This is a genomic window from Haladaptatus caseinilyticus, from assembly GCF_026248685.1.
In the GTDB taxonomy this organism is placed as follows: domain Archaea; phylum Halobacteriota; class Halobacteria; order Halobacteriales; family Haladaptataceae; genus Haladaptatus; species Haladaptatus caseinilyticus.
The window spans coordinates 238,897-259,825 of record NZ_CP111037.1; the positions used below are offsets into that span (position 1 = coordinate 238,897).

Annotated in this window: 20 protein-coding genes and 3 pseudogenes; 16 read left to right on the forward strand and 7 right to left on the reverse strand. The window is 52.1% G+C overall.

The window, feature by feature from the left end; translation table 11 throughout:
- Positions 1-11: 11 nt before the first annotated feature.
- Positions 12-404: pseudogene (locus OOF89_RS15470) on the reverse strand (DUF6884 domain-containing protein); the annotation flags it as partial.
- 293 nt (positions 405-697) lie between these two features.
- On the opposite strand from OOF89_RS15470, the pseudogene OOF89_RS15475 reads away from it, so the two are divergent.
- The 9 genes and pseudogenes from OOF89_RS15475 to OOF89_RS15520 form a co-directional block, all read left to right on the forward strand.
- Positions 698-868, forward strand: a pseudogene (locus OOF89_RS15475) (TFIIB-type zinc ribbon-containing protein); the annotation flags it as partial.
- 2 nt (positions 869-870) lie between these two features.
- Positions 871-1,017 (forward strand): hypothetical protein, encoded by a 147-nt coding sequence (locus OOF89_RS15480; protein ID WP_266079972.1) that lies wholly within the window; start codon positions 871-873, stop codon positions 1,015-1,017.
- A gap of 254 nt (positions 1,018-1,271) precedes the next feature.
- A complete protein-coding gene (locus OOF89_RS15485) occupies positions 1,272-1,814 on the forward strand; it encodes a DUF7342 family protein (RefSeq protein ID WP_266079973.1) in 543 nt (180 codons plus the stop codon).
- A gap of 3 nt (positions 1,815-1,817) precedes the next feature.
- Positions 1,818-2,261: a hypothetical protein gene (locus tag OOF89_RS15490; RefSeq protein WP_266079974.1), complete on the forward strand. Its 444-nt coding sequence runs from the start codon at positions 1,818-1,820 to the stop codon at positions 2,259-2,261.
- Between the two features lie 382 nt (positions 2,262-2,643).
- The gene (locus OOF89_RS15495; RefSeq protein WP_266079975.1) at positions 2,644-3,789 is read left to right on the forward strand and encodes a Fic family protein; all 1,146 of its coding nucleotides are present in this window, start codon (positions 2,644-2,646) and stop codon (positions 3,787-3,789) included.
- 137 nt (positions 3,790-3,926) lie between these two features.
- Positions 3,927-4,514, forward strand: coding sequence for an NUDIX hydrolase N-terminal domain-containing protein (locus OOF89_RS15505; RefSeq protein ID WP_303657569.1), 588 nt, complete (start codon positions 3,927-3,929; stop codon positions 4,512-4,514).
- A gap of 62 nt (positions 4,515-4,576) precedes the next feature.
- Positions 4,577-5,332, forward strand: a complete 756-nt coding sequence (locus tag OOF89_RS15510; RefSeq protein ID WP_266079977.1) for a sugar phosphate isomerase/epimerase family protein — start codon at positions 4,577-4,579, stop codon at positions 5,330-5,332.
- Between the two features lie 103 nt (positions 5,333-5,435).
- Positions 5,436-6,407: a Gfo/Idh/MocA family protein gene (locus OOF89_RS15515; protein ID WP_266079978.1), complete on the forward strand. Its 972-nt coding sequence runs from the start codon at positions 5,436-5,438 to the stop codon at positions 6,405-6,407.
- Positions 6,404-7,390, forward strand: coding sequence for a Gfo/Idh/MocA family protein (locus tag OOF89_RS15520; RefSeq protein WP_266079980.1), 987 nt, complete (start codon positions 6,404-6,406; stop codon positions 7,388-7,390). Before OOF89_RS15515 ends, OOF89_RS15520 begins: the two co-directional genes overlap by 4 nt.
- A 75-nt stretch (positions 7,391-7,465) precedes the next feature.
- On the opposite strand, the pseudogene OOF89_RS15525 reads toward OOF89_RS15520, so the two are convergent.
- The 6 genes and pseudogenes from OOF89_RS15525 to OOF89_RS15550 form a co-directional block, all read right to left on the reverse strand.
- Positions 7,466-8,164 (reverse strand): annotated as a pseudogene (locus OOF89_RS15525) (IS6 family transposase).
- A gap of 40 nt (positions 8,165-8,204) precedes the next feature.
- Positions 8,205-9,218, reverse strand: coding sequence for a Gfo/Idh/MocA family protein (locus tag OOF89_RS15530; RefSeq protein WP_266079982.1), 1,014 nt, complete (start codon positions 9,216-9,218; stop codon positions 8,205-8,207).
- Positions 9,215-10,213: a Gfo/Idh/MocA family protein gene (locus tag OOF89_RS15535; protein ID WP_266079984.1), complete on the reverse strand. Its 999-nt coding sequence runs from the start codon at positions 10,211-10,213 to the stop codon at positions 9,215-9,217. Before OOF89_RS15535 ends, OOF89_RS15530 begins: the two co-directional genes overlap by 4 nt.
- Positions 10,214-10,315: 102 nt before the next feature.
- The gene (locus OOF89_RS15540; protein ID WP_266079986.1) at positions 10,316-11,593 is read right to left on the reverse strand and encodes a Cdc6/Cdc18 family protein; all 1,278 of its coding nucleotides are present in this window, start codon (positions 11,591-11,593) and stop codon (positions 10,316-10,318) included.
- Positions 11,594-11,871: 278 nt separating this feature from the next.
- The gene (locus OOF89_RS15545) at positions 11,872-12,570 is read right to left on the reverse strand and encodes a PIG-L deacetylase family protein (RefSeq protein WP_266079988.1); all 699 of its coding nucleotides are present in this window, start codon (positions 12,568-12,570) and stop codon (positions 11,872-11,874) included.
- Between the two features lie 118 nt (positions 12,571-12,688).
- On the reverse strand, positions 12,689-13,471 hold the full coding sequence (locus OOF89_RS15550; protein WP_266079990.1) for a sugar phosphate isomerase/epimerase family protein: 783 nt from the start codon (positions 13,469-13,471) through the stop codon (positions 12,689-12,691).
- A 125-nt stretch (positions 13,472-13,596) separates the two neighbouring features.
- Here OOF89_RS15550 and OOF89_RS15555 point away from each other — a divergent pair, with 125 nt between their 5' ends.
- The 7 genes from OOF89_RS15555 (at position 13,597) to OOF89_RS15585 (ending at position 20,872) form a co-directional block, all read left to right on the forward strand.
- A complete protein-coding gene (locus tag OOF89_RS15555) occupies positions 13,597-14,619 on the forward strand; it encodes a Gfo/Idh/MocA family protein (RefSeq protein WP_266079992.1) in 1,023 nt (340 codons plus the stop codon).
- 83 nt (positions 14,620-14,702) lie between these two features.
- Complete coding sequence (locus OOF89_RS15560) at positions 14,703-15,839, forward strand: ABC transporter ATP-binding protein (protein ID WP_266079994.1); 1,137 nt, start codon at positions 14,703-14,705, stop codon at positions 15,837-15,839.
- A 158-nt stretch (positions 15,840-15,997) separates the two neighbouring features.
- On the forward strand, positions 15,998-17,248 hold the full coding sequence (locus tag OOF89_RS15565) for an extracellular solute-binding protein (RefSeq protein ID WP_266079996.1): 1,251 nt from the start codon (positions 15,998-16,000) through the stop codon (positions 17,246-17,248).
- Between the two features lie 2 nt (positions 17,249-17,250).
- Positions 17,251-18,189, forward strand: coding sequence for a carbohydrate ABC transporter permease (locus OOF89_RS15570; protein WP_266079997.1), 939 nt, complete (start codon positions 17,251-17,253; stop codon positions 18,187-18,189).
- Positions 18,170-19,060, forward strand: coding sequence for a carbohydrate ABC transporter permease (locus tag OOF89_RS15575; RefSeq protein ID WP_266079999.1), 891 nt, complete (start codon positions 18,170-18,172; stop codon positions 19,058-19,060). The genes OOF89_RS15570 and OOF89_RS15575 overlap by 20 nt, the downstream gene beginning before the upstream one ends.
- On the forward strand, positions 19,061-19,288 hold the full coding sequence (locus tag OOF89_RS15580) for a hypothetical protein (protein WP_266080001.1): 228 nt from the start codon (positions 19,061-19,063) through the stop codon (positions 19,286-19,288).
- A 150-nt stretch (positions 19,289-19,438) separates the two neighbouring features.
- Positions 19,439-20,872 (forward strand): M81 family metallopeptidase, encoded by a 1,434-nt coding sequence (locus OOF89_RS15585; RefSeq protein WP_266080003.1) that lies wholly within the window; start codon positions 19,439-19,441, stop codon positions 20,870-20,872.
- The last annotated feature ends 57 nt before the right edge of the window (positions 20,873-20,929 follow it).

Here is a 20,929-nt window from a genome sequence, read left to right on the forward strand (position 1 = left end):
GTCTCTCCAATCATCAGTCCTTCTATCGGGAGAGAAACGGTGACTGGTTCGTCTTCGAGAAGCGGACGAAGTTCACTGTAATAGGCCTCTCCGGCGTGGATAAAGAGGTGGACGTCGTTGCGAAGGAATCCTCGGTCACCGAATTCGTCGACGATATCCGCTGCCCACGCTCTTCGGGTTGCAATAGATGCATTCGTCAACGTCTCGTCGTACGGTTCGATAGGCGGCCCGTCCGGGTCAAGGAGACCGTGTTTCGCCGAGAGGATATACCATTCATCGTACGTGCGCTCACAGTACTCGCGAGCGTTCTGAAAGAGCGTCGAGGGTTCAGAGAGGTCTCTTGGGGGAGCAGGCTCGTCCGTTTTGGACTTCGTACAGCTGATCAAGCCGGTCTCTCGAGTCATGTAACTATGAGCGATCTAGAAGTAGTAGGCGGTTATTCTTCCAGTATATACGTCATTAATTGAGAGTGTAGTGTCAGTCTCGATCTGATCTTTGTTCCGAGGATTGCAGTCAGTATCCATAGTGTTCCTAATTCGGTTTTCGAATCGATCCTTTGTTTAGGACAGAAATTGCACGCGCGCCGGAAATTCACAGGAACACCGATACTCACGAGCCGCAGTCCCGCAGGTGGTTTTTTCGCACCCTGAGGGTGCGGGGGGTTCCAGAACGAGCGTCTCGATGAGGAATGGTTTCGATGATACTCAGCGACAGCTACGCAACCGGCTTCGACGAAGATGTACCGAGCGAACCAACTTCCCAGTGTCCGAAATGCGACGGCCTGGTCACAACCAATGTGGTCGAAACAGTCTGCGAAGACTGTGGGCTCGTCATCAACGAACAACAAATCAATTACAGACCGGAGTTTGCATGAAAGACCTCCTGATGCAACTTACTGGCCGGTCACACAGCACAGTCATTGCTGAGTGTCGGCAGTGTGGAACCACGGTCGAGGTCGAAACGAGCGAGTGTCCGGAATGCAACCACGATGGGATCGCGATTTACCGATTCGACTAACCGACCTGGGTTCCTGTCGACCCTTGCTACGAGTGATCCCGTTCTGTACACGTAGAGAGCGTGTTATGTTGGTCCTATGAATGCAATTAGCACTATTCATTCATACTGACCGATATCGGCACGTGAAATTTGCACCACTTGCCTCCATGAGCGTCGATCTCACTGCGATTTTCATAGAACGGTCTAGCTGTAGTGTTTCGATATAGAATGAATTACCCTCAACCTATATGAAGATTCAACCCATACGTACAGACATGGACAAGGATTCAGAGGAACCAGACACAGGGCTCATGGAGCGTCACACGACAGGCGAAGACCGTGTCCGGATGGTGGCCCGCCAAGTGTCTGAACCCCGTACTGTGAATTGGATTGCCTCGGAGGCAGAGTGGTCACACGAGCCGACCAAACGCGTTCTTGAGCGACTCGTGGATGATGGCGTGCTCCGCCGCGATGAGAGTGGTGCTCACACGACCTACTCCCCAGACTATCGTCGACAGGCAATGCAAGAGGCCGTCCGACTTCGCGATAGCCACCGGACAGTTGAAGAATTAACTGATCGGCTGTCCGAGATGAAAGCCCAGATCCGGGACTGGGAAAAGACATTTGCAATCGAGTCACCGAATCAATTGCGGGCGACGATTGCAGATGAAACTCTTAGCTCGGATGAAGAAGCCCAACGACGGGAAATCGCCCGAGAGTGGGAGCATCTCCAACAACGAATCCAGATCGTCGGATTTGCAATTCGGGAATGGGACTTCTTGGCCCCAAGCGCAGACCGTGCCGAGGCAAGTAACTGACAGATGTCCGTCCCACATCCAGGCGGAAATCCGAATGCACAGTTATACGAGCAGCTGAAACGAGATGTCCTCGAACGCGTTCCCCACATCACAACGATCGAGTACGTTCCGGACGACGTGGAAGCCACACAGCTGCGGGCAACCTTCGATCCGAGCCGCATCAATCCACCCACTGGTCCAGAGGCACCCGAACTCGTCATCAAGTGGTATCGCCAAACACCGCATGATTGGTTTCGTATCAACTATAGCGACCCGAACACAGATTTCCATGCTGGGTGGCACCAGGACGAGGATCACGAAGACCTCGGACGAGAGCATTTCCAGTACTCGATTGACGAGGAAACGATGCACCAGCCAGTGACGTTTCAACACGAGACCCCATCGCTCATCCTCTGGGAAATTATTGAGAATCTTCTGGAGGAAATCCTTCCGACCTACCACCGCTAGTTACGCACACACTCATATTCACTAACTGACTCTACTATTCCCTCCGACACCTCACGTGTGAGAGCAAAGTAGTCTGGGGAGATCCTGCCTAAAGATCTCTGGGCATTGAGTTGAAAATCATCGTCGAAAACGTGTTTTTGTACCTCCAAGGGATACAAACGATGTAATGATGTTCTCGACAGCACTCGCTGCATAGATTGAAGCTCAATATTAGTGCTGTAAAGTATACCTGCATATATATTGGTTGCACAGAGAGGCCGAATTGAGGGTTGGAAATATACAATCCGGGCTCGGTTTCCACGTAATACTCCCTTAGCGAGCCATTCGTATACCGAGTATAAAAACAACTATACCAATAGAGACATAGAGTGGTACTACAGAAATGCCCACGAGAGAGCTTCCTGATAATGCACCGGGAACGTACGTCCCGTATCACCCGAATCCGTACTATTCTCCAGAAGCGCTCCCAGTAGAGCCGAAGCTCGAGATTTCTGATCAAACACGTGACCTCGTGGCCGATGCCGCGTATCAGATCGGCCGTGTCGACGGGATTAGCTCAACAGTCGACTTTTCCGCCGTTCTCTACACGTCTCTCATTCGTATCGAAGCTGTCGAATCTGCACGTATCGAAGGCGCAGACGTCGAGTATCAGGATCTCGAAGCGTATCACACACAGCACCCCACAGGAGAGACAGATCCAACAATTGAGAAAGATCTGAAAGAGGCACTCAACTACGAAAATGCACTCAACTACGGGCTCGACAGAATAGCGAACGGGGATTCGATAACGCTCTCACTCATTAAAGAACTCCGCTCGATGCTCCTTGAAAACGTCCGGAAAGACGGTGACGTCATCGGCGACTTCCGTGACCACATGGTTCATCTCGCAAGTTCGCGGTCTGGACAACGTCCGTTCGTTCCCCCAACCCCAGAAGGCCTCAATGGACTCATGCAGTCGCTCGAGTCATACATCCAGATGGGTGGACAGTACCATCCGCTCATCGACGCTGGCATTATCCACTATTTCTTCGAGACAGTACATCCCTTTTCAGACGGAAACGGTCGGCTCGGACGCCTTCTCATCATTCTCTACCTGACGAGTGAGGGCTATCTCGAAAGTCCGTACATTTACCCGAGTGCGTATTTCAATCGCCACAAAGTCGAGTACATCGAGCGAATGCGTGCAGTGAGCGAGGAGGGTGCGTGGGACGAGTGGCTTACGTTCTTCATTGAAGGGCTTCGGAGTCAAGCCGAGACATCGTACACCCGGACACAACAACTCCGAGAACTCCAAGAGCGGTACGAGAACGAGTACTCGGGGAGTACAACCACGGACGCATTCGCTCGTCAGTTGCTCCAACATCCATATTTCACTGCGCCAGACCTGGTGGAGTATCTCGATGTTTCACGTCGAACCGCCTACAAGATCGTCGACAATCTCGAAGCAGATGGCCTCATCGAGGAAGTGACTGGAAAGGAACGCGGAAAAGAGTACAAAGTAGTCGATGTGTTCGACATCCTCGAGTGAGGAGCGAGCGGACACGAGACGACGTACAGCTGTTTTTTTTGAGCCCCCGAGGGGTGCGGGGCACACTTGCCTCGTGGAGTGAGTATGTCCAGTAAACCTAACCCACCCGTATACAAATCAACATTCGAAATCAAATCATGAATCTCATGCGCCTCCTTGACGAGTTGCGTATCCTTAGTCAGAACGGGGTAAAGTACGCCGAAAACCCATACGACAAACAACGCTACGAACGGATACTTACGCTGACGAATCAGTACTATGGAGAGGCACTCTCGCTTCCCCCGGCCGAAGTTCGTAACCGGTTTGCCGCCGAACTCGGACATATTACACCAAAGGTCGGTGCAGAAGCTGCGATATTCAACTCCGCAGGAGATATCCTGTTGATGCAACGTGTCGACGATGGCACGTGGTGTCTGCCCTGTGGATGGGTTGACCCAAATGAATCGCCCGCCGATGCTGCAGTCCGGGAGACAAAAGAGGAGACGGGCCTCACCGTCGAAGTGGTCAAATTAATTGATGTATACTATCACGCACCGAGTGCCGAATTCGGTCCACACGGCCGCATCGACGTTCTCTATTACTGCTCCATCGTCGGCGGATCACTCGAATTATCGTACGAAGGTGACGCGCTCGAATACTGGAACATAGACGATGTTCCGGTCTGGCACAAACAGCACGAAACGTATGCGCGAGATGCCGAGCATATGCGGAGCAAGAATGCGTGACGAATATTTTATAATTTTGATGGCGGAACGGCTATGTTAATAGCACACATCTCTTCAGTGAAATGGTTCGACCGGCGATTCAACTGTACACGCTCCGTGATCTCGAAGAACCGTTGACTGAAACACTTCACCGTATCGCCAATACTGGATACGAAGGCGTTGAGTTCGCCGGATTTAGCGACGAGTCGCCCGAAGCTATCGCCGACGCTCTTGACGATACTAATCTCAAACCTATTGGTGGCCACGTCGGTCTCGATATACTTCAGACCGACTACGAGGAAACAGTTGAGTCATACCAAACGCTGGGTTGTGAGCGTATAGTTATTCCCTCCTACGGCGAGGATGGCTTCACTTCCAAGTCTGCCGTTTCAGAGCCTGCAAATCGACTCTTGACGCTTGCCGACCGCCTCGTCGACGACGGTTTCGAAGTACACTACCACAACCATACATACGAGTTTACAGAGTTAGGGGGCAGTTTTGACACCACATATGACGCATTTGCTGCACAGACGGACGATCGGCTCGGTCTTGAGTTCGATGTTGGCCTTGCGCGTCACGGCGATATTGATCCAGTACTGTACCTCGATCGCTATTCCGATCGGATCTCGCTGATTCACCTGACTGATACGATCCCTGGTGACGACGACTCACTCCATGTTGACCTCGGTGAAGGTGTTGTCGACCTCAATGCATGTGTTCGTGCAGCCCTCAACGCCAATGCAGAGTGGCTTGTTTATGAAAATGGCCAGACAACAAATCCAATAGCGACGCTTACTTCAAGCAATACTCGTATTCAAGAACTGCTCGACACCGTCTGATCTCTCAGTCGCCGACCCCAAACCGACATAGCACGTGGGCAACTGACCCTACACCGGCTACGAGTTCACAATACTTATCCCAAGTGCTATGAGACGTATCCCTATGTCTCGCATCGTCATGGTTGGAGAAAGGGCGGCGGTGCAAGCGCATGCTGAACGCTACAAACGGTTCGACGAGGCAACCGTCTGTGGGGCCGTCGAACCTACCGATAAGTCACTTGACGAACTCGACACACCGGTCTACGATTCATTAGCCCACGCCCTTCGGGACAATAACGTAGATGGGGTGGACATCTGTGGACCGGGCGCAGCCTACGACGACTCGCTCAACGCAGCTCTTGATGCGGGAATACCGATTCGCTGCGATCCGCCATTCGCGCTCAATGAGGCGCAGTTTGATCGACTTGTCTCAGGAGCGTCGAACGAGAAGGGGTGGTTGATGGCAGACTCCCCACACCGCTTCTCACGGCTGTACAGCCGACTCCGGTCGGACGTTGAAACAGGTGCTATTGGAACAATTGGCGTCGCCAGAATCAAGCGAACCGCACCATTTGGCGGCCCAGGATGGAACACCTCGTATGACGGCGTCATGGCCGATACCGACTACGTGGAAGTGCTTTGTTCTGTTCTCGCGCACGATATTGACGTTCTTGATTGGACATTCGGTGCTGTCAGACGCGTCTTCGTTCGGGCTCGCTCTAGCGAGCGTTATGACCACGCACATGCTGTGCTCACGTTCCAGGACGGAGGACGAGCGACCATCGAAACGACGTGGAGCAAAGAATGTACTCCTTCGCCACGCGTCAATGTCGAGTATAGTGGCAATCACGGGCGTCTCGATTTCAATGAGCGTGATGCAACATCTGCGCTCCAAGAAAATTCAAAGTCGTTGAACGTAGATCGGCCGGAAGACGACTGTCGGGGTCGGGTGCTACGTGAGTTCGTTACCCAAATTCAGGACAGTGAAAAACCCCCATCGAATATCACTCCGATCAATCCCTCGCGAGTCACAATCGCTGTGCGCCAGTCTATCGACGAGGAACTACCGATTACGATTTCGGAGGATTCGTTATGACAGTTCCCATTGGTATTTGTTCAACCGCCCACGTTAACGCTGGGGTGTACGCAGCGCTTCTGTCGAAATTACCAGAAGTTGACCTTGTTGGAATCTCGGATCAGACGACTGACCAAGCGCGTAAACGAGCGAATGCCGTCGGCACGTCGATAATGTCACATCGAGAACTAATGCAGGTAGCCGAGGGAGTTATTATTTGTTCGACAACTGCTGCTCATGACAAGCTAATCGACCTTGCACTCCAGCATAACGTTGCTATTCTCTTGGAGAAACCGATCGCGACGTCACTTGCGGAAGCGAAGTCAATACAGAACCGGTGTGATGAGAGCGATGTCGTCACAGGAATGGCAATGCCGCTTCGTTACAGTCACCCGATGCGGCAACTCAAAGAGCGATACGAAGCAGGATCAGTCGGCGAACTCGTCGCCGTCTCGGGAGTCAACCGCGGTCGAATGCCGGGGGGATGGTTTGTCAACCCTGGACTGGCCGGTGGTGGAGCTGTTGCCGACCACACAGATCATATCGTCGATATCGTGCGCTGGATTACTGGTGAGGAAGTTCGAGAGGTATATGCCGAAACGGATACTCGATTCTACGATCTTCCGGTCGAAGACGTGAATTTGTTGTCGATGACGCTCTCAAACGGTGCCTCATTCTTTCTCGATGGGTCGTGGAGTACACCGCAGAAGAACTCTTTTTGGGGTGATGGTAGGGTCGAGCTCGTGGGGACAAAATCAACGTTTTCAGCAGACTGCTTCGGCGACCGGTACACACATGTCAAAGACACTGCTCAGGGAATGCACAATGAATCCATTTACTGGGGTGCTGACCCGAACAACGCCCTCCTTCGGGATTTTGTCATGTCTATCCAGGGTGGGTCCGCCCCTGCGACAACCCTCGAAGATGCCGTCCGGACTGCTGCAGTTATTGATGCTGCATACGAGTCAGTCGAACAGGGTAAACCGGTCAAAGTCACATATTAGGCCATATTAACATCTGGGAACCGTCTAGTTTAGCTCTTCTTTGACAGGAGCTTGATTGTCGAGCGATTGATGTGGTCACTGATGGTTACAGTAATGCACAAACTACTCAAGACAGCTCTGGACGCAGGGCCGACTGCCTACCCTGGACGTATGGAAGGGTCAATCCGGTGGTTGAGCGTTTGAAACCTTGTTTCGATCAGTGTAGCTGAGCTAACCGTTCAATCCCATCTGAAGGGGGACAGTCCGATACCCATAGCCATCAGCGAGAAACACAGGGTCTGAAAGATTGTGTTTTTCGGCCAATTCAGCCAGAAACGAAGTCACCGAGTCAGTGCCATGCCGATCAAACACGTTGACATCGAGTAACAGCTTAGTTTCGGTTTCTATTGCGATGTTTCCCCAAGACCATTCACTGTTGGTTTTGACAACGGTTTCGTCCACCGCGACCCACGTTGGCGTCGCCGACGGGTCAGAAAATATATTAGAAATTTTATATATTTATTGGATGATCGTATGTTTCGGCTGTTCCACGCCAAGAAACGCAAGAATTGTTTTTATCTCTCTGAGAGAACAATTGGTCGCGTGGAGGCAGACGGTGAACGGCCTGACGGGCGTCCCCAGATATCTCCGATGTCTGGTGCGCGAACGAGACGCAACGCGTCTCATAAACGTCGCCGTCCGCTCATACTCCCAACATTCGCCGTCTCTAACGTCTCGCTGAGCAGTTCTTGGTTGAGCATAAACACCAAAACCACTGAACTTCTCGCTTCTCAAATTAGCTTAACTAGACAATGATGACATCTTCAACATCCATTTAGTTTGTCGGAACCGTGGTTTCGACCGTTTCCACGGTGACAGACTTGGTTCGCTCTGCGGACTCATAAGCTGCTTCGATGACAGCGACGTCGTTGACGGCGTCTGCACCCGTTTTCAGTGGCGGTCGGTTTTCCGCAACAGCGTTGACAAAGTCGGCAACGAGCCCGTCGTCAGGATTTGACCCCCAATACACCGACTGAATCCCAGGGTCGCCAGTATCACGCGTCTGCTTTATTTTTTGGTCGAAACAGTCAATGGAGACGACTCCTTCTGTGCCAACAAGTCGAAGCGTCGCGTCCCCCCAGAAGTCCCACTCGTCGGGTTTGCTCCACGACCCGTCGAGGACGAACTCCGTTCCGTCGGTGAGTGTCATCGATAGGAGGTTCACATCCTCAACAGAAATGTCGTGGAATCGGGTATCCGTTTCGGCATACACTTCTTGGACCTCTTCGCCGGTAATCCAGCGCACGATATCGAGGATGTGTACCGAGTGATCCATCACTGCGCCACCGCCGGACGCTTCGCAGTCGACGAACCACCCACCAGGCATTTGCCCGCGATTCGTTCCGCTGAGGAATTTCAACTCTCCAAGCACGCCATTTTCCATCGCCGTTTTCGCGTTTCGAACCGGTTGGCAGAAGCGAAGCGGCATCGCGACACCAAGGTTGATGTCCGCTTCTTGGCAGGTATTGACCATCTCCTGCGCTTCGGTAACGGTCGGTGCCAGGGGTTTCTCGCAGAGAACATCAACGCCAGCGTCAGCGGCACGTTCAACCCACGCGACGTGATCAGCGTTCGTCGAACAGACGATAACGCCGTCAGCCTCGGCAAGCAACTTGTCAGGGTCAAGATAATCGACACCGTACTCATCAGCTTTCGAACGTGTGTTGTCGACATGGTCACCGACATCGGTAACACCGACGAGCTCGGTGTTCGTTCGATCAGATAGCGAGGCGGCATAGGAGTCAGCATGAAGATGCGCGGTCGAACAAATACCGATTCGTACAGTCATGCGCCCACCTCCATGGGTGAGACGGGTTCACCGCGTTCGCTTGACTCGATAGCCGCGAGAGCGATTCTGACCGCTTGACGCGCATCATCCGGTGAGATATCTGGGTCGCGTCCATTCTCGGCACAGTCGATGAAGTGTTCGAGTTCCTTCGTGTATGGGCTCTTCGCCAGCGGACTGACAGGGGCATTTGTTCCCTCTGCACCACCAGAGATACGAACGGCATTCTCGTCTCGTGCGTCGAACTCTAGCAGCCCCTCGTCACCGGCGAGTTCGTAGCTGGTAATAAAGGGTGATCCTTCTGGGTAACCCCATGACGCCTCAACATGAGCGGCCGTTCCATCTTCAAAGCGTAGTAGTACCGAAGAATGCTCATTCAGGTGGCCATCATCCCACTCGGCAGTGCGGGCGAACACGTGGTCAACCTCACCCACGACCCAGCGGAGATAGTCGAAATCATGAATTGCCATATCGAGTAGTACACCCCCACTTTGTTCTCTGTCACCGAACCATGAGTTAGTACCATATCGCGGCGGCGACGAGAGGCGTTCGGTGTGTAGAGTGCCTAGTATGCCGACTTCACCAGCGTCGATACGTCGTTTCGCCTCAACGTACTCGGGAAAGTATCGAAGTACATGACCAGTCATAAAAGTGATGCTAGTATTGCTCACTATGTCGACGATTGCGTCTGCGTCTTCTACAGTACGAGCAAGTGGTTTTTCACAGAATATATTCAGTTCGTGTTCGACGGCTGCCTCGACGAATGGTCGGTGCGTCGGCGTCGGTGTACAAATATCGACGGCCGTGATGTCAGCTTCAGCCATCATCTTCTCGGCATCGTTGTAGACGTCGGCGTCCGGTGTTTTTTCCGCCGCGAAGGTCTCTCGATCCTCATCAAGCGATGCGACCGCAACCACCTCGGCACACTCTATTTCTTGGTAACTGGTAGCGTGAGTCATGGCCATAAAGCCACTACCCACTAACCCGATTCGTTGCATCAACTCTAATGTGCGGAACTATCAGTATTAAAACTTCCCCAGCAAGAATTTGTGTGTAAACAACTACGGGTCACCTGACCAATGGAACTCTCACTATATTCTTTAGATATTCGACCAAGTAGTTGTAGTCGTACCGGCCGTAGTGCTGATCCGAGCAAATCGGTCGCTTTTCTCAAACGCTGAACGGATGACCGACGGATCCTCAAGCAGGCGATGCCGGAGATAACTCCCACGAGCTCGTCCACCACCCGTCCGAGTGATTTCGAGCACTTCAAGGAACTCCCACTCCCGCAAGAGGTCATGGATGCGCCGCTTCGAGAGCGTCTCCAAGCCCAACTCAACGCAGATATCTTCGTAGGCAGCATACACTTCTGGTGTCCTAAACGTCCTTGTCTTCTCGACGAGTGCTAACGAGACGACTGCGAGTAGCGTTGCTTTCTGCTGAATCGTCGACCCAGCGAGAAGCGCATTGACTCGGTCACGCTCAGCTAAGTTATTGGCGCTATGCACGTGCTGGACAGTGATTTTATCTGCTCCGTTTGTTGTGGCGAGTTCACCAGCGTGGCGAAGCAGGTTAATCGCCTTTCGTGCGTCGCCATGTTCGTCTGCAGCGAGAGCTGCACACTTCGATACCACGTCGTCGGAAAGTACGTCGCTGTTGAAGGCGTTTGACCGACTTCGGATTATCGCACGGAGTGCATCGCGGTCGTACGGTGTGAAGATGATTTCGCGCTCTTGGAGGCTGCTTTTAACACGTTCTTCGAGCCGATTCCGATATTTCATCTTATTGCTGAGACCAATGAGACCAACCGAACAGCGTTCGAGCTTGTTCGCTTCAGTTGCACGCGATAGTTGCATGAGAAAGTCCGTTCCTTCTAGCCGGTCGAGTTCGTCGAGGACGATAAGTACGACGTCGAAGCGTGTATCAAGAATGTTCCAGAGAAGACTGTAATATCGTGAGCGTCCAAACCCCGTTTCGGGAACGGTGAGCCCAGTCATTTCTGGGTCGTTTAATCCCCGTACAGTTGCCCTGATCGCACGAGTCTCGGTGTTCTCTTGTGAACAGTCGACGATAACGCGGCCGACCGAAACATCATTTTGTGCTCCTTCAACGACCCGACGAGTAGTATATTTGGCACAAAGTGACTTTCCGGTTCCTGTTTTCCCGTACAGGAACACATTGTTCGGTTCCTCTCCTACAATGGCGGGAGTGAGCGAGCCTGCCAGACGGCGAATCTCCTCGTTCCGAGCTACGATATGATCCGGATCAGGGACGTATCCGACATCGAGGAACTGTTTCTTTGAGAAGACGTGATCTTGCACACTAAATGCGTCTCCAAGCGCACTTGCGTTCTCGACCGATTCGTCGCATCCTGGCATAGCTCGACAATACATACACGACCATGATAAATTTTGACAAACCACACATTTCATTGATAAATGTGACTAAATTTCGGTCGTATGGAATCGCTCCGGCCGTTAAAGAAAGACACTCCCCCACCCCTCATTTCACCTGTAAACCGTTACAGTACTACAGTCGTAAGCCAGAGAGGAGATCACTACTATGTCAAATATTATATTAAAGTGGTAGCTAATCAAATGGGCTACCGTCTCTGTCAATACGCTACCCTCGAATGTTATAGAAAGGCGGGCTATACTCAACTAAGAAACTCAGTGGCACTTTTATGGAGTGGAACGAAGCCTTCAGCGAATTTGACTCCACGAGTGCGACCCAATACACGAGCTTCGGCGCGTGTGTCCTCAATGAGTCCATCAAACTCCGCATCGATGCCGCCGTGCTCTTTGAGCCATTCAACCTGCGATTCATGTTTGAGAATTGCCTCCTCCTTTGTCGATTGGTAATCACCGATGTCAATATACATCTCGGGTTCGAACGAGGACGTTGGTTTGCCGAAATAATAGACGTTCTGTGGTTCCCACGGCTTTGCTTCCGTCTTCAATAGTGGGAGCGAGCACATGTAGTATGCGTCGCTCACCAACTGAGAGGTTGTTCGGTGATCAGGATGCATGTCATCGCCGAAGTGCGTGAGCACGATGTCCGGTCGGTGTTCGCGGAGTACGTCCACTAACTGAAGTCGGTTTTCCATCGAGTACGTAATGCGACCATCCTCAAAATCAAGGAACTCCGCTTCAGCGCCGAGCGTTTCAGCGGCAGCTTCAGCTTCAGTTTCACGCGTGGCTGCCACTTCTGTTTCGGTCGTGTCGAAGCCACCATATTCGCCGCGAGTCATGTAGACTATCGTCACGTCATCACCGCGGTCGGCGTGCTTGGCGAGCGTTCCGCCACAAAAGATTTCCGCGTCATCGGGATGTGCAACTATTGCTGTGAGATGCATACGCAAGGAAATTTAAGTCAACAATAATAAACATTGTGCCGAAGCCCATCAAGTTAACAATAATCTGATATCGTCACACGTCAGACCTAGACGAAAGGGCGACGCCGCGATTCTCACACTACGAGAAAAGATAGTTGAGATCAGAACAGACGCGCGGTGGCATTCGTTCGGGTGCTGTCCGGTACGGTGGTACTTCGGCCGTCACCCATCCGTCGTAGCCAATGGCTAACAGTGCCTCAGTAACGGCCGTCCAGTCGACGTCACCTTCCAATGGGTAGGTGAAGGCGTCTATCGTATCTACATCGGCCCGGTAATCTTTCACGTGGATGCGTTCGATTCGTTCGCCGAGGATTCGAATCCACTGTTCAGGATGACCGAAGCGCTTGACGTTTCCAACGTCGAAATATGCCCCGACCGGCCCGGATTCAGATGCTTGATCGATAAATCTGGCAAACTCCAATGGCGAGAGCAAAAAGTTGTTCCAGACGTTTTCTACGCAGACTACCACATCATTTTGAGCTCCAACCTCGGCGAGGCGCCGAACTGAGTCTAGCGCACGGTCGTATGCCGTATCATAGGATGTCTCCTCGTCAACGATAGCTGGAACGATAAGCACAGCCCCAGCATCAAGTGTATCTGCAACTTTAATCATCCGTTCACCGGCCTCGACGCCAGCCATGCGTGTTTCTTCGTCCGCGCTCGATAACTGCTGCTCCCAGTGGATTGTCGTTGATACGGCGGGAACATCAAGCCCGAGTTCGTCAACTCGGTCAGCGAATTCATCGACCACCTCGTCATCCCACAGCGGCCCGTCGACGGTCAAATTCGGTTCGATACCGTCATATCCGGCGGCTGCAAGGAGTTCTGCATTCGTTTGAAGACTGGTCTCTGGGAACCCCATTTGATTGAGTGCAAATCTCATGTATACCAATGTGCTCTTTACGCTGATTTATAGATTTATGTAAAATCACTTTCCTCGCTCAATAGCGGATACTTTTAACACCTCGTGAACGAGTATGGGTGAGCGTGACACTCTCGATCGGGTTCATCGGCGCAGGAGGCATCGCTTCGGTTCACTTAGAAACTCTGGATAATGCGATAGATGGGGGACTGAAAAATCACAACGGGGACACTATCGACGTAGAACTAGCGGCCATCGCCGACGTCAACAAGAACCGAGCGCAGGAAGCCGCTACCTCTCAGAACGCCACAGCATACACTGACGGAGTGGAACTTCTCAGATCCGAATCGATTGACGCGGTCGTCGTGACTGTTCCACCATTTGCTCATGGTGACTACGAACGGATAGCAGCAAAGCACGACATCGACGTTTTTGTCGAGAAACCAGTCGATCTGTCTCTCGACACAGCGCGCGAGACAGCGCGACGAATCAAAGAATCGAATATCCTTGCACAGGTTGGTTATGTCTGCCGCTATGGACATATAACAGAGCGAGCAATTGAATTGCTCGATGGCCGTCAGATCGGTCACATCGATAGCACATATTGGGCTCCGATTCCCGAGACACCATGGTGGCAAGAGCAAAGGCACTCGGGTGGACAGATTGTCGAACAGTCGACGCACGTGTACGACCTCCACCGATACCTCGCCGGTGAAGTAACGGATGTGGTTGGGAGTGGAACCGACCAGTTGCTCGTTGACGAAATCGACTTTCAGGACGCGACGTCGGTGACGCTCGATCACGAGTCGGGTGTCGTCTCACACATTTCCTCGACCTGCACCTCCCCGACCTTCCGTTTCGAGGTGCGCATCGCCGCAGAAGATGCGTATCTCGAACTCGACTATAGTGATCACTCGCTCTCGGGCACCGTCGACGGCGAGGTAGTTCAGTTCGAGACTGATGACAATTGGTATGCTCGTGAGTTTGAGTCGTTTATTCGTGCAGTAGCCGAACGTGACAGTACATGGGCGAAGACATCGAAACATGTCGATGTGCGATCGGATTTCGAAGACGCAGTAAAAACACTTGATCTCACTCTTTCCGCACGTGAAGCCGCTGAATCGTTTGAGCCGACATTGCGTGAATAGTCTATGCGACGATCGCCCTCAACTCATGAAGTTACCTGTAAATTTATTATGGTCGATCGCAATGCGCCATGTAGTGACTTCGTATGGGTAAGTTAGACATCCGCAACCTCCGGAAAGAGTTCGCGGACGAGAATCAGTCGATCATTGCAGTTGACGATCTGAACATCGATGTTAAAGATGGAGAATTTCTCATCTTTGTTGGTCCATCGGGGTGTGGGAAGTCGACGACGCTTCGTTGCATTGCCGGACTGGAGTCGGTCACCAGCGGTGAAATTCTCCTCAACGGTGACTCGATCACGAATCAACCACCTACCGAGCGCGACATTGCAATGGTCTTCCAGAATTACGCACTGTACCCGCATATGTCCGCCCGAAAAAACATCGGTTTCGGGCTTAAGATGTCGACGAACATGTCGGGAGATGATATTGATCGGCGCGTAGAGCAGGTAGCAGAGATGATGGGCATTAATGACTTACTTGACAAGAAGCCGGGAGAACTTTCGGGCGGCCAACAACAGCGCGTCGCGCTTGGACGCGCTATTGTCCGGGAACCAGAAGTATTCCTGATGGACGAACCGCTGTCGAACCTTGATGCGAAACTTCGGACGACAATGCGTACTGAACTTCAGAATCTCCAGCAGGATCTCGGAATCACTACGATCTACGTTACGCACGACCAGACCGAAGCGATGACGATGGGCGACCGAATTGCCATCCTCGATGGCGGTGAGCTTCAACAACTTGGGACGCCATTGGAATGTTATTACGAGCCAAACAACCGATTCGTCGCCGGTTTCATTGGATCCCCGTCGATGAACTTCTTTGAGGTCGAGTACACCAATGGCACGCTGGTTCACGATGGTTTCCAGCAGGAACTTTCACAGGAAACCCGGGAAGAACTTGCTGGACACGAAGGTCCATTGACGCTCGGTATTCGTCCCGAAAGCCTCGACATTGCTACAGGCAACGAACCCGGTTCGATTTCGGCTCCAGTTTCTGTGACGGAACCAATGGGGGAGATTACCTACGTTTACGTCGACATTGGCAGTAACCGGTGTACGGTGACGCTCAATGGAGAGCAGGTGGTCGAAACCGGAACGACGCTTAACCTTGTTATCCCTGAGGAAAAGATGCATCTCTTCGACGCCGAAACCGGCGAGGCGATCAAATCGCGAAACGTCTCCACTGCTACCAACGTCGACGTGAACGCTCGCGCCTAAGTTCGAGATTTCGCACATACGGTATGTGTGTGCGCTTTGGTCAGAACTGGCAAGGCTCTAGCTAGATATGTTATAACGTACCTAAGATTTATTGTATATCACCTGTATGTTCTCTCAAGGGTAGTATGAGCAACAGACATCTTACTCGACGACAGATCATGACTATGGCCGGTGCGGCTGGTGCAGCAAGTTTAGCTGGCTGTTCGGGCAGTGGTGATAGCAATGGAAGCGGCTCCGGTAACGGAGGCGGAAACGGTGAATCATCGGCAACGCTGTGGGCATGGAATGACCCTGGTCTCTCACCGATTCGAAAGAAACAGGCGAAGGCTCTTGCAGAAAAGAGCGACAAAATATCCGACATTAGCTGGGAGTACTATCCGTTCGAGAACTACCTAGCGAAGGCAACAACGGCCATCCCTGCCGGAAACGCCCCAGATAGCCTGGCGCTTTCGGTCCTCTGGGTTCCACGATTTGCTGACAAAGGAGTCGCACTTGATCTCGAAAAGAACGGTTTCAACCCTGACGACTATGTCCCGGCTGCAAGGAGCAACGCTAGCTATAATGGGACGCTGTGGGCAGTGCCATGGTACGCAGACTGCCGCTTAGTCGCAATTAACAAGAAGATGTTCAAGGAGGCAGGACTGGAAGTACCTGACCCTACGCGCCGTCCTAGCTGGGAGGAATTCGGCTCTTGGGTCGATACGCTAGCCAAAGAGCATGGAACCGGCTACTCGATGTCGGCAGGCGAAGGGTTTGACTGCTTCGCGCTTTCGAACGGAAGCGGCTATCTCAACGACGATGGTACAAAGGCAATGATCAACAACGACGCTGCACTAGAGGCAGCGAACTTCCTGCAACCCAAGATTGTCAAGGATAAGTCGATCATTGCACGTAACCCAGGTGGAACCTTAGCTATTGAGGATCTCCTCGCTGGGGAGTCGGCAATGTGTTTTGCTGGGTCCTGGAACTACCCACGTCTGCGCGACAGTGGGCTAGACTGGCAATACATTCCATACCCAAGTGGCCCACAGATAGATAAAAGCCATACATGGAGTGCTGGAGTATTTTATAGCATTCCAAGTCGCGGCGGTGCAAACCAGGAAATTGGGCTAGAATGGCTGAACTATATTAACTCGATGGAAGTTCAAAAGTCCGTGACAAAATCTATGGGTGGCTTTCCTGGTCGTAAGGATGCATATGAAACGGACACTTTCAAGCAATTCATCAAGGACAATCCAAAACTAAAGCCGGTCGCTCAAGAGATGGAGAATACGGTTTCGTTCCCAAGCCATCCGGAAGTGTCGAAGATGTGGGATAGTGTTCATACACAGGCGCAGGCAATGTGGCAGGGGACGGACCCGAAACAGGCGCTTGATAAGGCAGCCCAAGACATCAACGCATTACTCTAACCATGGCACAGTCACAAGAGTTACAGCGCATTCGACGTCGCTTTAGTGGATATTTGTCAGTCTCGAATGTTGGGGAGAACGATACCGACTTGTCATGGTATGCCATTGTGCTGCCAAAGGTGGTTCTCTTTGCGGCGATCCTCCTTGTGCCGTTTCTTGGAGCTTTTTACATCAGCCTTCACGAATGGGCCCCGCTAGCACAATCGCATCCCTTTGTTGGTCTAGACAACTATGTGAGGTTGTTCAATGATCCGGTCTTTTGGAATGCAATAATTAACACCGCAGGATACAGCTTCGCGCTCCTCGTCTTCGACGTGCCTATCGCGCTTGGGTTAGCACTGTTATTGAATATGAACCTCCGCGGGACGAAGTTCTACTCTGGCGCGATTTTCCTCCCTGTCGTAACTTCGTGGGTTGTTGTTTCACTCATCTGGTCGTGGCTCTATAATCCCGAATACGGTTTGTTGAATGCCGCACTTGGAACGATTGGACTGCCGCAGCTATCATGGCTTCAAAGTTCAAGCACAGCGTTGGCATCAATTGCACTCATGAGCATCTGGAAGCATATTGGCTTTAACATGGTCATCTTCCTTGCTGGGCTGAAAGGCATCCCAGACGATTTCTATGAAGCAGCGATTGTCGACGGGGCAAATCGCTGGGAACGCTTCCGCTACATCACACTGCCACTGTTGAAGCCGACGACATTCTTCGTGGTCGTCGTGACACTTATCTTCTCGTTCCGTGTCTATACACAAGTGTACGTGATGACACAGGGCGGGCCAGTGCGATCAACATACACCATCGTCTATTATTTCTGGCAGACAGGGTTCCAGCAGTTCGAAATGGGATATGCAAGTGCGATCGCAGTTGTGCTGTTCCTCATCGTTTTCGGGTTGAGCACCCTGCAACAACGTACCTGGGGTGATAACGTTGAGTACTGACGGACTTGAGTTCGACGACAATCGACCAAGTGTTGAACAGGAGAGGTCGTGGTACGATCTGCTCGCAAAGAGTGTCGCCCACTTGATCCTGATCGCTGCAAGTGCGATCATGACTATCCCGTTCATCTGGGCGTTTCTCACCTCTCTTAAGCCCGAAAACAAGATATTTACCACTATTAGGCAAATAATCCCAGCAAATCCGACATTTGCCAACTACATTAATGTCTGGATGCAGAACCCACTCGACCGTTGGATTCTCAATAGTCTCGTGTTGGCAGTCGGTGTCGTGTTCTTTACGTTAGTGCTAGACACGCTTGCTGGATATGCGCTCGCAAAGGGTGACTTCAAGGGCAAGTCACTCGTCTACACTCTCGTCATTGGGACGCTCGTCATTCCACCCCAAGTGGTGCTCGTCCCACTATATTTGGAGATGAACGCACTAAACTGGTCGAACACGTACTGGGCGATTATGGTGTTGTATATCGCCAACCCATTTGGGACATTCATGATGCGTCAATTCTTCCTTGGGGTTCCAGACTCACTCCTTGAGGCGGCGCGGATGGACGGCTGTAGCACAATTCAAATCTATACGCGCATTATGCTGCCACTGGCGAAGCCGGCGCTCTCGTCGTTGGGTGTGTTCACCTTTATCTTCGTCTGGGGAGCGTTCCTCTGGCCCCTGGTCATTCTCAACGACTCGGCGATGTACCCCCTCCAGGTCGGTATCGGACTGCTCACCGGACGATATAGCTCGCAGTGGGGACAGCTACTTGCGGCGGTTATCCTGGCCGCATTGCCCGTCATTGCTGCATACCTGCTCGCGCAGCGAACCTTCATGGAAGGTATTGCACTCACAGGAGGGAAAGGATAGATGCTACTCGATATACCCACTATCGTGTTGCGTCTCGGCTACGCTGGTAAGAACGAGCCGGTTGTCGGTGGTGCACTCGTCTTTTTAGTTGCCGCGATCGGCGTGCTTTACATGTCATTTATCCGTGATGAGATGGACGCTGGCCCGCTGATGAAAATTGGAGGAATCCTCCTTCTTGGGATGACGCTCTTAGCGTACTTCTGGCCGATGCGTCCGTGGCCACACTAAGAGGCACGAATACCGTTTCATCAGACAGAGAATAGCTTAGACCGCAGGTCCAAGTCTTTTTCCAAACAGCGTATTTGTTCAACATCATGCCCTCGACGCGACGTAGATTGCAGGGAGTTATTCATAATAGTTGGTCGTAAAATGAGTTGTATGAAAATCGCTGTTGGAACGATGAGCCATGAGACTAACACGTTTGCGAAGGGTTCGACCGGATTAGGAGCGTTTTCGACCGCAATCGATACTGACCTATTGAAAACAGATAACGTAGGACGTTCCCTTGGCGGTATCGTCGAAAAGCTTGAGCAAAATGGTGTAGAAATTGTGCCAACGATTGGTGCGAGTGCCCTCCCGTCGGCGACTGTCGAGCGAGAAGCATTTGAGTGGGTAAAACAGCGTCTCGTTGATCGACTCGACGGCGAGGATATAGATGGGGTTTGTCTCGACCTTCACGGTTCAATGTTTGTTGAAGGCGAACCTGATCCAGAAGGGAACCTTCTCTTAGCGGTTCGCGACGCCGTTGGTAGTGATGTGCCAATAACCTCGGCACTCGACATGCATGCGACCATCACCGGACGGATGGTCGAGCAGCTTGACGGCATCGCAGGCTATCGAACTGCTCCACACACCGATGTATATGAAACGGGTGCCCGAGCAGCGAATTTGCTGCTCGCTGCTGTTCGCGGCAAAGTTTCGCTTGCTATAGGATGGAACCGGCTCCCCATGATACTATCTGGAGAGCAATCGGAGTCCGAGGCAGAACCAATGCGTACGCTCATCGGTCTGCTCCGTGAGGCAGATAAAATTGATGGCATCTACGATGCAAACTATTTCTTGGGGTTCCCATGGGCCGATACGCCCCACATGGGATGTCACTCGCTCGTGACCGGGGACGCATCTGGATCAGCCATCGTCGATGAGACCGCAGCCGATCTTGCACGCGAGTTTTGGCAGCGACGGCATGGTTTTGCATTCACCACAGAAGCACATAAACCATCGACCGCACTGAATGAAGCGATAAAAACGAATGTTCGACCGGTTGTTATCGCCGATACAGGTGACATCCCCGGCGCGGGTGCGAGCGAGAACGCAACAAACCTCCTTTCGGAGATTTTGAACCGAACCGACCTCGGAACAACACTGATCGCTGTAATTGCTGACGCCGATAGCTACGATACGTGCTGCACAGCAAGCGTTGGAACCACAGTCTCGCTTTCAATCGGTCGTGTCTATCCAGACAGATCACCGCTCGAAGTTACAGGAACATTGGTCAGACATCTCAATACCGATGCCGTCAGGACCGTCCTCATATCGATCGACGACGGCACAGACGTGGTAATCAGCGATCGCCGGACAAACGTCCACCGCGACCCTGAATTTGTTCGACGGTTCGAAATCGAACCCACAGAACGGGATGTCGTCGTACTGAAAAGTGGATATCTTAGTCCAGCCTGGAAAGAAGTCGCTGCGAAGCGTCTCTTCGCGTTGACACCTGGTGAGACTAATCAGCGACTTACTGAATTGCCATACGAGCGTATTCCACGTCCCATCTTTCCACTAGACAGTGACACGACATGGTCGTCATGAAGTGACGTTCATTGTTAGTGGCGGATTTCACGAGAAATCAGACCACCCGTTGGCACA